Source organism: bacterium, assembly GCA_021371935.1.
Lineage (GTDB): Bacteria > Armatimonadota > UBA5829 > UBA5829 > UBA5829 > UBA5829.
Genome location: JAJFVF010000020.1, coordinates 1 through 16,101, shown reverse-complemented (window position 1 = coordinate 16,101; position 16,101 = coordinate 1). Strand labels below are relative to the sequence as shown.

Sequence of the window (16,101 nt, the reverse complement as noted above, 5' to 3'; positions counted from 1 at the left end):
CCCGCAGTGCATATAACAAGTGACCTGCAAGACCAATTATGTTTGCTGGTGTTTTTATTGCACCTATATCGAACTTATATACACATTATGGCATCTTTTTCCTACTTGTCAATGGGTGATTTTCTGGGAGACTTTTTACGCAGGAATTTACCCCGCGTCGTGTTAAGACGCATTATATGGCGGATTGGGATAACAATATATCCGAGATCATCTCCAAACCTGGCTTAGCAATGGTTGTCGGCGGGGTTGATGTCGGCAAGACGAGCTTTTGCCTGCAGCTTTGCAAGGCTGGCTATGAGGCAGGTCTGCCTACGGCGGTGGTCGATGCGGACGTAGGTCAGTCAGAAGTCGGCGCCCCCGGCACTATAGGCATGGCAGTAGTCGATAGAAACATCAATTCACTTTCAGACCTTCGGGCAAAGCGGCTGTATTTCGTCGGCAACACGAGCCCGGTCGGTCATATGCTCGAAAGCGTGGTCGGTACGAAGAAGATGGTCGATGCTGCGATAAAGCAGGGAGCCAGACTTGTGGTGGTCGACACGACTGGACTGGTCGACGGAGCACTCGGCCGCAGACTCAAAACCTATAAGACCGACCTTGTCCGCCCTGACTATCTTATCGGAATCGAAAAACGCCATGAGATAGACCATCTGCTGCTTCCATTCACGAAAGTGAGTTCTATAAAGGTGTGCAGGCTCACCTCATCCGATCAGGCCAGGCGCAAACCGATTGAGTTTCGTACGGCGCGCCGCCAGTTGAGCTTTTACAAGCACTTTCATGATGCGCCCGGCCATATCATACATATGAATGATGTCTGCTTATGGAACACATTGCTTTCGACCGGCAGGCCGGTGAAATGGCAATATATCAAGTCAGCCGAGCAGTCCCTCAAGTGCCGGGTTTTGCATGCGGAAATCACGGACAGGGGCATATTTATCGTATCGGAGAAGCAGTGCAGGGCTGATGGCCGCAGAGCGCTTGAGGAACTTTTCAAAACGAGCAATATTACAATCGCGGCGGGCGAGTCGCTTCAGAACCTGCTAGTTGGCCTTGCCGATGAGAATGCCAATACGCTCGGTGTCGGGCTGATTCAGTCAATAGACTTCAAACAGCGATTTATATTCGTTCTTTCGCCTCTTAAGAGCATATCGCCTGTCAAGGTGGTGCAGATGGGTTCCATACGTGTGAGTCGTGACGGCAGGGAGCTTGGAGTATTGAAACAGGGAGACATATGATAACTTTATATCTGGTCAGACACGGCGAGACCGTGCACAATCTCGAGGGCAGGATCCAGGGTCATGCCGACTCGCCTTTGACTCCACTCGGCGTAAAACAGGCTGAAGCAGCGGCGGCTCGATTAGCCTCTGAAAAGTTAGATGCCATATATTCCAGCGACCTGGGTCGCGCCGTTGCCACTGCTGAGATCATATCTGCACCGCATAGCCTGTCTGTTCAGACCACTGAGCTGATCCGAGAAGCATGCTTTGATAAAGTTCAAGGTTTGACTCAGAAAGAATTCAAACAGCAGTATCCGGAAGACTATCGCAGATGGCGTGAAGATTCGGTGCATTACCGTCCGCCGGGAGCCGAAACTCTGGAAAGCCTGATATCCCGCTGCGGCGAGTTCCTGCAAATGATATCGGAAAAACATAAAGATGGTGAGCGCCTGCTTGCAGTGGTGCATGGCGGTTCTCTTCGAGGCCTCATATGCGCTGCTTGCAGTCTGGAACCAACGTTTTTTCGATGCCTGCGTATGTCCAATGCCGGTATTTCTATACTTGATCTGGGTGATCGTCCTGCTTTATCGCTCTTTAACGATACGTGTCACCTGCGCAAAATCAGAGTCACAGAAGAAGACGCTGACAACTCTTGAAACAATATGCAAACCGGTATGTGATGCTGGAACAAGCAGGTTTATTTGGTCGTCCAAAAATGGGTAAATGGAGGCGCTGGTGCAGGTTAGCTAAACCTCATGGAGCCTCAAATAGAATCTCCAATGTATTGACAACGGCACTGCCGCTGCGATATATTGGGTTTGGTTTATACGGTTGAAGTAAAGCATCAAATTATTGCCGGCTCATCAGAGTCGGCCTTGCGAAGGAAAGAGAAGCCACCTCCTCACTGAATTTGGTGAGGTTGTTTATTCATGGGTGGCGACAAAGGAGAACTAATATACTATGGGAACGTGCCGCAGGAGTAAGTCGCGCTTCTTCACATTATCTCTTCTTATCAGTGGTTTGCTAATGATTGCCGCAAGCGGCTTATGGGCACAGGTTGGTGTCACCATTACTGCGCCAAGCACTCAGGTGATAGGCCAGCCGGGTGTAAACATGCCGGTAACGTTCTATATAACACTCACCACCACCGGTGAGGGAGTGATAAGCATTAAGGATGCCAGCAAAATTATTCTATATTGCAGTCCTGATACGGATATATATGCCACTCCTTTTCCATTGGGGGACAAATGCGACAGCGGCAATGGCAACCTTACATTAGTCTCTGTTTCAGGCAATGTAATTACCTATACTGTATATCCTGCCAAGGATTGCCAGCTTAGTCTGTATATCGGCGCAGGTGCATTTACGACTTCCGATGATGAGCCACTGACAAATGAGGAGGATGTGGCTGGTCCTGTTGTCACGTACATTGATGCGCCGCGCACTAAAATTACTCCCATATCAAGCGATCCGACAAATGACCCGAATGTATTCTTCCACATAGAGTTCAGCAAGGCAGTAAGTGGTTTTTCCGGCAGCGATATTGAGTTTGAGTCGGTAAGCAATGCGGGGGCCGCAGGCGGCACAAAAACGGCTGTTTTGACTGAGGATGATGGATATTCAGGAGAGGTATTTACCGTCGGCGTAAGCGGAATGACCTACCCCGGCCGTGTCAGGATTTATGTGCCGCAAGACAGTGCGACCTCGGACGACCAGGGTGTAGGAAACTGGTCAGCAAGTCAGTGTGCATGCACTGTCAACTCAGTCGTATATGATGATGTTGCGCCATCTGGCTTGGCGTTAACTCGGCCGGATGCAGGTGATGGTATTAGTGTGGTGTCTGATAATTCTGCCACATACACCACTGCCAGACCCATTATAGACATTGCAGGTAATGTTACTGATGACACAAGCGTCGCCCGAGTAACCTGGTCAAATGACCGCGGCGGCAGCGGTACATGTACGGGCACAACATCTTGGGCTAAAAACGGCATTTATCTTGAGCCGGGCACAAATGTAATTACAATTACCGCTTATGATACTGCGGGCAATTCGGTTTCATATACGCTCAGTGTTGGTTGTACCAATAGATACTGGAATGACGTGGCCGATGACGGTGGGTCATATGGTGTGACGGCAACGCTAGGTTTGGCGAGTTCTCTCAAGCTGGACCCGGACAGTGGTTATCCAAAAGTCAGCTACTACGACAGCACAAATGGCGACCTGAAGTATGCGGCTTGGGACGGCACTCAATGGCAGGTGCAGACTCTGGACGGCAGCGCTTCAAATGTAGGTTCCTATACATCGCTTGCGCTTGATTCCGATGGGAACCCACATATAGCTTACTATGATGTCACCAATACTGACCTTAAGTATATCTACTTAAGGAATGGTGTATGGAAATCCGGTATAGTTGACGGATCATCAGGGGCCAGTGACAGAGTGGGCACGTATTGTTCCCTTGCTCTGGATATCAATGGCAGACCCCGAATAGCCTATTACGACGAGACCAATCATGACCTTCTTTACGCCCAGGGCAGTGCTGTGAACGACCCGACGTGGACAATACAGACTGTCGATTCGGTCGGTGATGTGGGCAAATACTGCTCGCTGGCACTGGACTCTGCCGGTAAGCCGCGTATCAGTTATTATGATACGACCAATACAGCTTTGAAATATGCCGAAGGCACCTTGGCCACAAGCCCTTCATTTACTATCACAACTGTCGAAAGTGCAAACGATGTTGGCCAGTACAGCTCTCTGGCACTGGATTCCGGCGGCTTTCCGCGTATTGCATATTATGATGTCACGAACGGTGACCTAAGATATGCCCAAGGCAGCGCAGCTGTAAGTCCGACTTGGACAATAGGAACAGTAGACACAACAAACAGCGTGGGGACGTATTGTTCACTTGTCCTGGATTCAGATGATAAGCCTGTTATCGGTTACTATGACTCCATTGACGGCAACCTCAAGATAGCAGAGGGTGACAGCAGTGAGGGTCCGGCTTGGTCAGTATCAATTTTGGATGATGGCCAGGCGGAGGCGGAGACAGACACCAACGATGTCGGACGATATGTGTCTCTGGTATTGGACGAAAATGACAATCCTCACTTGAGCTATCAGGATGTGACGAACAATTCTCTGAAATACAGATATTGTATCGGCAATGATACGTCCGGTTATCCACCGAGCTGTACAGTTACAGCCCCGGCGAGTCCGGCAATTTCAATACCGTTGACATTCACTGTTGCTTTTTCTGAGGATGTAGATGGTTTTGCATCCACTGATGTAGACATCGACAACGGCTATATTTCAGGCTTTATTGAGACGACACCGAACAGTGTCTATCGGGTTGAGGTTACTCCATACGCAAGCGGCACGGTGAGCTGTTATGTCCCTGGTGATGCGGCAAATTCAACTTCCACTGGTTTTGGTAATCTTCCATCAAATACTGCCAGTGCGAGTTTTGTGGATGAAGTGCCGAGTGTAGTTGTCAGTGATGCAATTGGACAGTCTGACCCCACATCGTCGTTGCCGATCCACTTCGCGATAATATTCAGCGAGCCGGTATATGGCCTTACAGCTGATGACATAGAGATCAGCGGGACTGCGGGCGCCACCGACACTGTCCTCGACGGCGGTGGTTCCTATTATGACCTGGTTATCAGGTCAGCGGCAGGCAAGGGCAGCATTACTGTCTCTGTTCCTGCAAATGTCGCCACAAATGCTGCGGGCAGTGGTAATACCGCATCTGCAAGCGATTCTATCTGGTATGATGGATCAGCTCCTGAGTGTACGATAAACCAGGCTGGTTCTCAGGACGATCCAACTACCGACGGGACGATCAACTATACAGCCGTATTTACAGAGCCGGTTATTGGCTTTGCAGGTTCTTACACTGCATCTGACATCTCACGTGTGCTTGTAATAGCTGGCAACGCCGGTTTTTCGTCCAAACAGGCCGTAATAACACCTATCGGCACAGCCGATTCATATGGTCATTACAGCAATTACAATGTGGCCGTGAGGGGGATGTCAAGCAGCGGCACGGTAAGAGTCTCTATTCCTGAGGGAGCCGCCTGGGATTGTAATCCGTCGGGTGTCGGTATCAATACCAATGAGGAATCTACAAGCACTGACAACGTTGTTCAATATTACTATTCCGGTGACACTGCTCCCTCGGTGCTTGTAAACCAGGCTACTTGGCAAAGTGACCCTACAGAGAACACCACAATTCATTTCACTGCTGTGTTTTCAGAGATTGTAACAGGCTTTACGGATAGCGATGTAGTGTTGGACGGCACGGCTGGTGCGACGACTGCCTCGGTCACATCGACGAGTGGTGGAACTACATATGACATAGCCGTAAGTGGAATGATCAAGTCGGGCACTGTCATAGTCACCATACCGATTGGTGTGGCGCAAGATGCTGACGGTAATGGCAATAAGCCTTCTGAGAGCACAGACAATACTGTGCAATACTATATGCCGCTGACTGTCAGTGTGGCGCCTGGGGCATCTCAATCGGATCCAGCGACAACGCTGCCTATAGTCTTCACTGCTACATTCAGTAAGGTGGTGTCTCCGACTGACTTTACATCATCAGATATAGAGGTCAGCGGGACGGCATTTGAGGATGGCACAACACCAACCGTGACGGTATCTAATGCAGACTCGACTTACAAGGTGTATACGATATCGGTGAGCAACATACATAAGTCGGGTACAGTGACGGTCAGGATACCTGGAGATGTCGTCACTGTGGACGGGTTCGGCAACTCGGCCTCCGGAACTGCCAGTGTCCAGTATGACGCTCCCGCTCCTACAGTCGAGGTAAACCAGGCTGAAGGTCAAGCTGATCCGACCAATGGTTCCGTCATTCACTTCACTGCAGTGTTCAGTGACACGGTCACCGGGTTCAGCAGCAGCGGCGTCACAGTATCCGGTGCGGGCGCAGACACAGTAACAATTACCGGGTCCGGCACAACATATGACATTGCGGTCAGCGGAATGGACGAATTTGGTGTGGTTGAAGTAAACGTCAACGCAGGTGCTGCATACAATGCAGATAACATAAGCAATGCGGCGTCAACCAGCACGGATAATGAAGTAACTTATGATAATGTAAGCCCGAGTGTAGTTGTTGCGCGTGCCACAACACAGTCGACGACTGTATATGATGTTTCCGCAGTCAACTTCAAGGTTACTTTCAGCGAGGCAGTTTCAGGATTCGCAAGCTCGGATGTTGTGATAAGCGGCACAGCGTGTGCGTCGACCGCGACGATTACCGGCAGTGGTGCGGTATACAACGTCGCTGTAAGCGGAATGACGACTGACGGCACGGTGACGATGAGTATTCCTGCGAATGTGGTCACCGACTTTGCCGGCAACAGCAATACCGCGTCGACTACTGATACAACATATGCTCCATTAGTCACATATTACAGCACGCCTGCCGTGACTATAAACCAGGCATCTTATCAAGATGACCCGGTGCAGGCATGCCCGATATACTTCACCGCGGTATTCAACGAACCGGTTACGGATTTCGATGATACCTCAGATCTGTATATTGTAAAATCGGACCCGACGACTCTGACTGGGACCGCGGTCCCAACGTTCACTGAAACCGGACCGGCCAATAATGTCGGCAAGTACAGTTTCTTGACTGTCGATCCATCAGACAACTTGCATGTTAGTTATTTCGATTCGACAGCCAATACGCTCAAGTATGCCACCGGCAATGCCGCAAACTCACGGTGGTCTACCGGCATCGCCGATGCGGGCGGCTGGGCCGCGTGTACTTCGCTGGCAGTAAATGGTTTAGGTTATCCAAGAATAAGCTATTACGATATGGTTGATAGCGATCTGAAATATGCAATCTGGAACGGTTCGAGATGGGACAGCCAGACTGTTGATGAGGCAGGTGATGTTGGGCAGTATACGTCGCTGAAACTCAGTTCTACAGGTGTCCCGTATATCAGCTACTATGATGCAACAAATACCAGACTGAAGTATGCGTATTATAAGAACAGCGTTTGGCATTGCTCTGTTGTGGATGGCGGTGCTGATGCGGACGATAATGTCGGTATTCACAGCTCCTTAGCCCTCGATGCAAGCGGCAGACCGCGTATAGCTTATTATGACCTGGAAAACGGCGACCTGCTTTATGCCGAGGGAAGCGCTGCCGAGAATCCAACATGGACTATTAAGACAGTCGATTTTAGCAGCTATGTCGGCGCATATGTATCCCTTGCGCTGGATTCGGCCGGCAAGCCCAGGATCAGTTATTATGACGAGTGGAATGGCAACCTGAAATACGCCGAAGGCGATGCTGCGACCAATCCTACATTTACGGTAATGACCGTAGATGACGGCAAAGACGGTGACGACGACTACGATGTAGGTCAGTTCAGTTCATTGAAGCTGGATTCGAATGGTCTTCCTCGAATAAGCTATTATGATGCGACCGACAATGTCCTGAAATACGCTCAAGGCAATGCAGCATCCTCTCCTATCACATGGACCATAATCACCGCCGACGATGGTGACCCGGCTGATGCTGAGGATCCTGGGGATGATGTTGGTATGTATAGTTCTTTGATACTTGACTCTTCTGATATTCCTATCATCAGCTATTATGACGCAACCAATGGCAACCTGAAGTATGCGTATGGTGACGCAGCGATTGCAACTTCATTTACCGATGCGACAATGACAGATGGCACGACGTATGAGATTGCTGTAAACGGCTTGGTAGGCGAGGGAACTGTCACAGCGGCGGTTCCTGCGGATGTTGCGGCTGACAGCGCCGGGATCAAGAACAAAGCTTCAACCAGCACGGACAATCATGTTCATCTGGATAATCAACCTCCGGCTGTGGAAATCAGTCTTGCCAATGGTCAGTCCGGCACGACCAATGTAAGCCCAATCAACTTCGTTGTAACATTCAACGAGACAGTAATTGGGTTTGACGCCGATAAAGTGACAGTTACCGGCACCGGCACGGGCGGTACAGCGGCTATAGAAAAGATTGTGACCCCGATCGCAGCGGGCATTCAATATAATGTTTCCGTGAGCGGTATGGTTGAAGGAACGGTGAAACTTGGAGTCGGAGCCGGAGTGGTAGTTGACACTGCGGGCAATGCAAATACGGCGTCCACAACAGAAGAGGCAGGTGTAACGGACACAGTTCTTTACGACACGACCTCACCGATTGCTACTATAGATTTGGCTGATGGACAGGATGATCCAACGATGGTTCTGCCGATCAATTTCAAGGTGACCTTGTCTGAAGCCGTTACGAGCTTTACAGAAGACAACGTTGATATTTCCGATAGCACGGTCGGCGACAACCTGAGTGTCGAGGTCAGCGCAATTGATGCCCTGTCATACTCAGTCACGGTCGATGATGCTTCTCATTCGGGCAGTGTAATAATCAATATCCCAGTGGGGTCGCTTCAGGATGCTGCGGGTAATTATAACGTTAACGCCGCAGACGAAGCGAATATCATTGACAACGAAGTAGTCTACGATGACCAGACGAACCCGACTGTTACAATAACCAAGGCTGATGGCCAGGCTGACATAGTCAATACGCAGCCGGTCAGGTTCGAGGTTGTTTTCAGCGAGCCGGTTACCGGTTTTGGTGACAGTGCTGATGATGTTATGATATCCGGCACAGCCGGCGGAACAAAAACAGCCATAGTAACGGGCAGTTCGGCGACGTATACAGTATCCGTTTACGGTATGACATCGACGGGGACTGTTCAGATAGACATTCCCGAGGGTGCTGCTGCTGACCTTAGTGGATTTAATGACAGCGAGGCCTCCGACGGCGGCGATAATGTGGTCACATATGATATTGCCTCACCGACGGTGACGATGGAACCAGCCATAGGCCAGGATAATCCTACTGATGTCAGCCCAGTCCACTTTAGGGTCTTATTCTCTGAGGCGGTGTCAGGCTTTACTTCATCCGATGTGACTGTCAGTGGTACTGCGAACCCGACAACGGCTGTTGTTACTCCTGGCGACGGTTCACTAAACAGCATATATGACGTTGTGGTTTCGGGGATGACAAGTTCTGGATTTGTGGCGATATCAATTCCCGCGGGCGCTGCCTATGATGAGGCAGGCAATGCGAGTCTGGACGGTTTTCTCCTTGACCAGATATCGTATAACTGGCCGGGACCATCAGTTACAATAACAAAGTTCGACGATCAGGCAGACCCGACAAACATGTCAACAATATACTTCACTGTTGTATTCAGCACTGAAGTAACTGGTTTTGAAGGCAGCGATGTGACGCTCGACGGTTCGGCTGATCCGACAAATGCTGAAGTTACCAGCATCGATGGTGCGATATACACAGTAGCTGTGAGCGGCATGAGCAGCTCAGGTGATGTGACAATATCGATTCCGATGGATTCTGCATATGACCTGGACGGCAATGGAAACGTCGCATCGGGTGAATGCACTGTAGAGTATGATATGGATGTCCCATCTGTTATTCTGAGCAGGGCCCCCGGTCAGGAAGATAGCACCAGGACTATTCCAATCAGCTTTAAGGCAGTATTTAGCGAGCCTATTTCAGGGTTTACGAAGTCAGATGTAAAACTAACAGGTACTGCCGGCGGCACGAAGAGTATTACAGTGTTGGAGGCAGATCCACTTGATAAGACTACATATACCATTACTGTAAGTGGGCTGACATCGGCGGGCACCGTAATAGCGCAGATACCTGCGGGTGTCGTCAGTGATGAAGCGGGTAATCTAAACACGGTTTCATCATCCGTGACAGTCACATATGCCTGGCAGCCTCTGACTGCAACTCTCAGCCTTGCCGAAGGCCAGGCTGACCCTACCAAAGATTCTCCGATCAATTTGGTGGTTGTTTTCAGCGAAGCTGTCACTGACTTTGTGACCGGTGACATAACACTCGGCGGAACTGCTGCGGCTACACAGGCTGTTATAACCAACACCGGTGACAACAAGACATATTCGGTTGCCATAAGTGGAATGAGCAAGACCGGAGAAGTGATTGCTTATGTTGAGGCAGATGAAGCGCACAATGATTACGGAGATGGTAATCTTGTAACAGGCACAGTGAGCGTCGATTTCGACGGTGTGGCTCCGACAGTTGCGATCACATCGCCGACGACAGATACCCAATGCACAAGAAACGTCAATACGGTTTCGATTGCAGGGACTGCATCGGATGACAGCGGCATTGCTAATGTGAAATGGTCGAATTCAAAGGGGAGCAATGGTGAGTGCAGCGGAACCACGTCCTGGAGCACTGGCGACATCACTATTACAAGTGATGGTGATGACAGCTACAGCGAAACGATAACTATAACAGTGACGGATACGGCGGGTAATAAAGCGACTGACTCACTTATTGTAAACGTGCTTGAGAGGACTCCAAGTGATGATATATGGACTGATATAGCGATGGTATCTCTACCGATCATCCCTGATGAGACTGATCCAAAGATGGCAGTTGGTTTCTATTCAAATAGCTGGGCGATGTATGACACTCTGGCCAATGAGTATGTAATGTATCCCGATGAGCAGACATACTTTGATCCCGCCAATGAAACGCCGGGACGTGGGTTCTGGGTGCGATTCGGCAGTACGCGCATAACGCCCACAGGAATGATTCCATCACAGGAAAGTGATGCGACAATCCACTTATACGCCGGCTGGAATATAATCGGCAATCCGTTTGTGTCGAATGTAACCTGGGATCCTGATGCCATAAAGGTAAGTTACTCAGGGCACACGTACAGCCTTAGCGAGGCTGATGACCTTGTCGGAAATTATGCCTGGGGATGGGATCCTGAAGCGGGTAGCTACTATCTGGTATACGATAAAACTGAAGTGTCTGATGCGGTCGGTGTATTAGCGCCATGGCAGGCATTCTGGGTCAAGGCCGAGGCAGAATGTGATCTCGTCTTGCCTGCGCCTTAATTAGCTGGGAGATTCAAATATAATGAAGTTTCTAAAAGCAAATACTGCAATGCTGGCAATTGTATGCATTGGTATAGTATTGGTTTCCGGATGCGGCGGCGGCGGCGGTGGATCATCGAAGGAGGATACTGCTGCGCCTGTCATCACGAATGTGAATGCGGACACATCCTCGCTTACATTTAAGGGAGGCAATGTGACAATCACTGCTAATGTTACGGATGATTCCACAATTGCTTCTGTGATTGCAGTCACGAGTAAAAAGACAAGCGGCGAACTGGTATCTCAAGAGCCAATGACACTAAGCAGTGGCAGCACATATCGGGCAGTTGTGACGGCTCCAGCCAATACGACTTCGTCCGCGTTGACCTGTACGGTTGTCGTATATGCATCAGATTCGTTGGGTTATCAGTCTCATACACAGACTTCGTTTAATGTACCTGTGGCGGGTGACAGTCCTCCTTCCGATCCGTTTTAGAAGAGAGTATAGCTGATAAGCCGCACAAAATCCGTAAGTGCGGCTTATTTTTTATCCAGTGTCTGAAGGGCTTTTCATCAAGAATGGTCTATAATATATAGTATAGAAGTCTGGCGATGGTTGCATTTATTCAGTCGAAGAATGTATTATATTGTGTAGCAATAGATGAAGTATGCAGTCCAGGGGAGTATGATCAATGCGAATTGAGGTTTCCGAGCCAGAGTCGGTAGTACTGGTTCCTTCTACACCCGAGCACCCGCATAATGGTGAAGCAGATATGATTCACCTAAAGAATGGTGATTTATTATTGGCGTACGGGCAGTGGTGCGGCAAGGATGATCTTGATGAGGCCGAAATAAGGTATATTACGTCATCTGACGGCGGTAGAACATGGGACAATGACAGTGTGCTTTTGCCGAACGAGGGCAATATAGCAACATATTCTGTTTCTCTGCTGCGTATGCAAAACGATGAGATATTGATGTCTTATGGTGTCAGGGAATCTCTCGAAGATCGAACAGTTTACTTCCGAAAATCCTCAGACGAGTGCAAGACTTGGAGTCCTCGAGTCAAACTGGAGGTTCCGCCTGCATGGTATTCCGGTTATACTGGGATCAGCAACAATAGACTAATCCAACTCAGGAGTGGACGTATTCTTGCGGCTGCGTGGGCTGGATGGGCAAACGATAAAACGATAATAGGTTTTACAGCCTATTCCGACGATTTCGGCCAAACATGGCGCAAAAGCGATGATGTTGATATAAGAACAATCGACCCGTCAAGCAGCTATGGTGCGGATGATCCGGCAGTTGTGGAACTCAAAGATGGGCGAGTGATGATGTTAGTCAGCACCGAGTTGGGGTGTCTGGCAAAAAGCTATTCAAAAGACCAGGGTAAGACTTGGACTCGTCCAGTTCGTGTTCGGGAACTTGTTGCGCCAAAAACACCTGCTACCATTGCTCGAATCCCTGCCACAGGTGATCTCCTGCTGGTTTGGAACTACAACACGACAGAGTGTTATCCGCTGAACTCAATGATATCCAAAGATGATGGTAAGACCTGGAGTAACTTACGTGTTATAGATGACAGCAACAATTCCTCCTATGTCAGTATAACACCAGTAGACGACAGGATATTATTGACATATTGGTCCTACGATTCTACCGGCACAAGCCTCATTCTAAAGTCCTTCGATTATCGATGGTTCTACCAAAAGAACAGATAAGCACATAAAAAAGTGTTATATATTTGCCAATAATCTCCTGTAGTGCCTCTATGAAAATTTTGTCTGCTCAAATATGGTCGGCAGAACTATCAAACGCGCTATTTCAAATCATAAATGCCGTTCGTAGATGATTATTGAAAAATAAATTAGCACACAAACGCACTTTTCCATTGACAAATATAGATGAGCATGGTAAAACTACAATTAGTCATTGAGTCGGAATGATTAATGATTTCTGAGTCCTTGACGAGTGGCCGGTAAGAAAGAGTGCGAGGAGCCACCTCTGAATTCAGGGGTGGCGGCTCGCCACAAAAAGTGCTGAGAACCTCAAAGAAGGTTCCTGCGCTTACAAAGGACGAGGTGGGAATAAGATATGAGGCCGGATAATAATTCCCTTTTTCGTCTTTCACACTGTGCACGCAGTGAAAGTTCGTGCGTCAGACTAACTCCACAAGGAGTGACATCTTAGAAAGGAGATTGCAAGATAATGCATAAAGCAAGATGGATTACTTTGTTGGCCATGGTCTGTATCTGTGTGTTGTCAGTCACGGCATACGCGCAGTTACCAACAAACTGGCCAAAATCCGGGCGTGACTACTACAACAGCAGCAGAAGCCCGGCTACCTCGATTGCAAAGCCCGCACCGAGTTGGCGTCATACCATTGAGGTGGTGCAGGGCGAGATTCCCTCATATGAGGGTGTCAAAATCGGTTCTGATGGAAACATATATGTTCAGTGGGACGATTATTTCGGCCTGGGTAAGTATTCTTCAGCCACAGGCAGCGAGATTTGGCAGGCTACCGGTTGGACGTCCAACGATAACCATGGGTGGTATAACGGTCCGACAATCTGGAGCGATGGCACCACTGAGATGATCCTCACCTGGATGGGCGGTGAAGATGATGATGGCGCCCCCATTCCAACATATTCCAACTGCCATGCAACATTAGGTGCGACGAATACGAGCACCGGTGTCTTTATTTGGGAATCCGAAGCCCTTAATGATCCGAGCACCGGCCATTCGTCGCTGGGTGGATATCGTGGTTATGGTACCAATTCTTCCGCGGCTGTTGGTCCCGATGGCACCATATATCTGGGCAATATGCTGTATTCGTTTTATGGCCCCTATGGACCTCTGAAGGCGGTTGACCCGTCAGATGGCACGGTCAATTGGACTTTCAATACATACGGCGTGGGTCGAAGCCTCGGCTCCTGTGCCGTCAAGCAGATAAGTTATGGCGGCGGATTGAAAAACGTCATATACAATTCTGGTGGCGTATATTATGAAGAGTGTGCTCCTGGCGAGTACATGAACGATATATTTGCACTGCGTGATGATGGCACAAGCGCAACCCTACTCTGGACAGCCGATTACTCGAACAGCGGATTCTTCACATCAGGCCCGGTGCTTTCAGGTGATGGAGCAACGCTCTATGTGGCAGGCCGTGATGGTTGGGCATGGCATAGCGAAAACACAAATGTCATTTATGCCTATCCGGACACTCTGTTTGCATATGATGCCGACGCTGGAACAAAGAAGTGGTCTATAAAGACCGGTGGCACACATGCAGTATCTCCTGCGCTTGGTGCCGACGGCACGATTTATGTTGTCGGCGGTCACTTTAGAACAGGCGCAAAGAGTGATGTGCCTCCGATCGCGACTCCAGGCAAGGTTATTGCTGTTACAGATAACGGCACTTCCGCCACGATCAAGTGGACATATGAACTTCCTGACGATGTCGATTCCGACACCTCGGCCATAGCGGCAGTCAGTACGACACCGACTGTTCTGTATGTGGCGACAGGTAATGGCAGACTCTTCTGTATTCAGGATCAGACTACCTACGGCAAGCTTCTTTGGACTTGGCAGGCAACTGATCTCAAATTCTGCTGCTGGAGCAGTGTAGGCTACGTGCCGCCGACTCCGGCTGTGGCTGATGATGGCACAGTGTATGTTGCCTTCAACGATCAGCTCTTCAAGTTCCCGGCTGGTTTCAATCCCAGCAGTCCTGAGGGCATAAGTGGAACAGTCGAGGATGCCGACGGCAATCCTATTGCAGACGCCTGGGTATCCGCATCGACATCACAAAAGCCTCTTGCCGACAACTCGAGCAGGATATGGACAAAGACAAACCCTGACGGCTCCTATCAGATATCGCCAGATACTGCCGGAACCTATTATGTTGCGGCAAGCGCGGTCGGTTATGAAGGCAGCGCCGATCAGACAGCTACCATCAGTGCGTTCACAGACAAGGTCACCAAGAACTTCACGCTTGCCAAAGCCAAGTTCAACTGGGCACTGGCATCAAGTGTATCCAGCACGGATGTAAACAGCAGTTATCCGGTTGTCAACCTTGTTGACGGAGCTGCTACTGGTAATGGTGCAACTCGGTTTGCCTCAACAGGATCGGCTCCTGTTATCACATTTGATCTCGGACAGGAGAGAACGATTAGTGAGGCTGTAATCTATTCCTGGTGGATGTGTCCGAGCAGCTACTCGCTGGAGTACAGCACGGATAACTCGAACTGGACTAGTGTCTACTCTACATCGAGCGGTAACGGCGGATTCCCGATTGATTGGTATGCTGCCGATCCTACGATCTCCGGTCCTCCGTATGCGGCTGTAAACGTCAACCCCGGTGGACAGAAGACTGCTGTGAACGTTATCAAGTTCCCGTCTGTGAGTGCACAGTATTGGAGAGTAGGCGTTTCATCAGTTGACATAGGCGCTGTGGGTACTAAAACTTATTGCAGCGCATCCTATGTCTCCCTCTGGGAAGTCGAGCTTCGCGACCCGTCTAAGGAAGCTCTTGATCCTACGGTTGCCGGTGCAAAGACTGGCGAGGACGGCGATCCTGTCAAGATCGAAAGTGCGGTAGTCACAGCCGTTGCAGGCGGCGGCGTACCGACAGACACGATCTTTGTCGAAGAAGCCAATCGCACAGCCGGCATCAAGGTCACAATGAGTGGCATGCCGTCAGTCAACTTTGGCGACAAAGTTACTGTTACTGGTAAGATCAACAGCACCGGTGATGGTGAGAGATATATAGCAGCGACATCTGTTGCTCGCTTGACGACCACTTCCGAGCCTGACGGTCCTGCTATTGCAGAGCTCAGTATGAACAACAAGGCCGCTGGTGACAGTGTATCCCAGGGTCTGTTCATCAAGACATGGGGCAAGGTCTCTGGTTCCGCCAGTGGCAGCT

The 16,101-nt window shown here is 49.6% G+C and carries 6 protein-coding genes; all 6 read left to right on the top strand.

What is annotated here, in order from left to right; genetic code table 11:
• Window positions 1–176 precede the first annotated feature (176 nt).
• Entirely contained in the window at window positions 177–1,235 is a 1,059-nt protein-coding gene (locus LLG46_13875; protein MCE5324384.1) for a hypothetical protein, read from the top strand.
• The gene (locus tag LLG46_13870; protein MCE5324383.1) at window positions 1,232–1,873 is read left to right on the top strand and encodes a histidine phosphatase family protein; all 642 of its coding nucleotides are present in this window, start codon (window positions 1,232–1,234) and stop codon (window positions 1,871–1,873) included. The genes LLG46_13875 and LLG46_13870 overlap by 4 nt, the downstream gene beginning before the upstream one ends.
• Window positions 1,874–2,243: 370 nt before the next feature.
• A complete protein-coding gene (locus tag LLG46_13865) occupies window positions 2,244–11,195 on the top strand; it encodes an Ig-like domain-containing protein (protein MCE5324382.1) in 8,952 nt (2,983 codons plus the stop codon).
• A gap of 22 nt (window positions 11,196–11,217) precedes the next feature.
• Window positions 11,218–11,670, top strand: coding sequence for a hypothetical protein (locus tag LLG46_13860; GenBank protein MCE5324381.1), 453 nt, complete (start codon window positions 11,218–11,220; stop codon window positions 11,668–11,670).
• Between the two features lie 196 nt (window positions 11,671–11,866).
• On the top strand, window positions 11,867–12,895 hold the full coding sequence (locus LLG46_13855) for a glycoside hydrolase (GenBank protein MCE5324380.1): 1,029 nt from the start codon (window positions 11,867–11,869) through the stop codon (window positions 12,893–12,895).
• A gap of 487 nt (window positions 12,896–13,382) precedes the next feature.
• Window positions 13,383–16,101: carboxypeptidase regulatory-like domain-containing protein (locus LLG46_13850; GenBank protein ID MCE5324379.1), on the top strand; the 2,719-nt coding region annotated here is incomplete at its 3' end.

Bases quoted from the DNA above. Each gene is read 5' to 3' on its own strand.
- LLG46_13875 (MCE5324384.1), top strand. From the start codon at position 177: ATGGCGGATTGGGATAACAATATATCCGAGATCATCTCCAAACCTGGC.
- LLG46_13870 (MCE5324383.1), top strand. From the start codon at position 1,232: ATGATAACTTTATATCTGGTCAGACACGGCGAGACCGTGCACAATCTC.
- LLG46_13865 (MCE5324382.1), top strand. From the start codon at position 2,244: ATGATTGCCGCAAGCGGCTTATGGGCACAGGTTGGTGTCACCATTACT.
- LLG46_13860 (MCE5324381.1), top strand. From the start codon at position 11,218: ATGAAGTTTCTAAAAGCAAATACTGCAATGCTGGCAATTGTATGCATT.
- LLG46_13855 (MCE5324380.1), top strand. From the start codon at position 11,867: ATGCGAATTGAGGTTTCCGAGCCAGAGTCGGTAGTACTGGTTCCTTCT.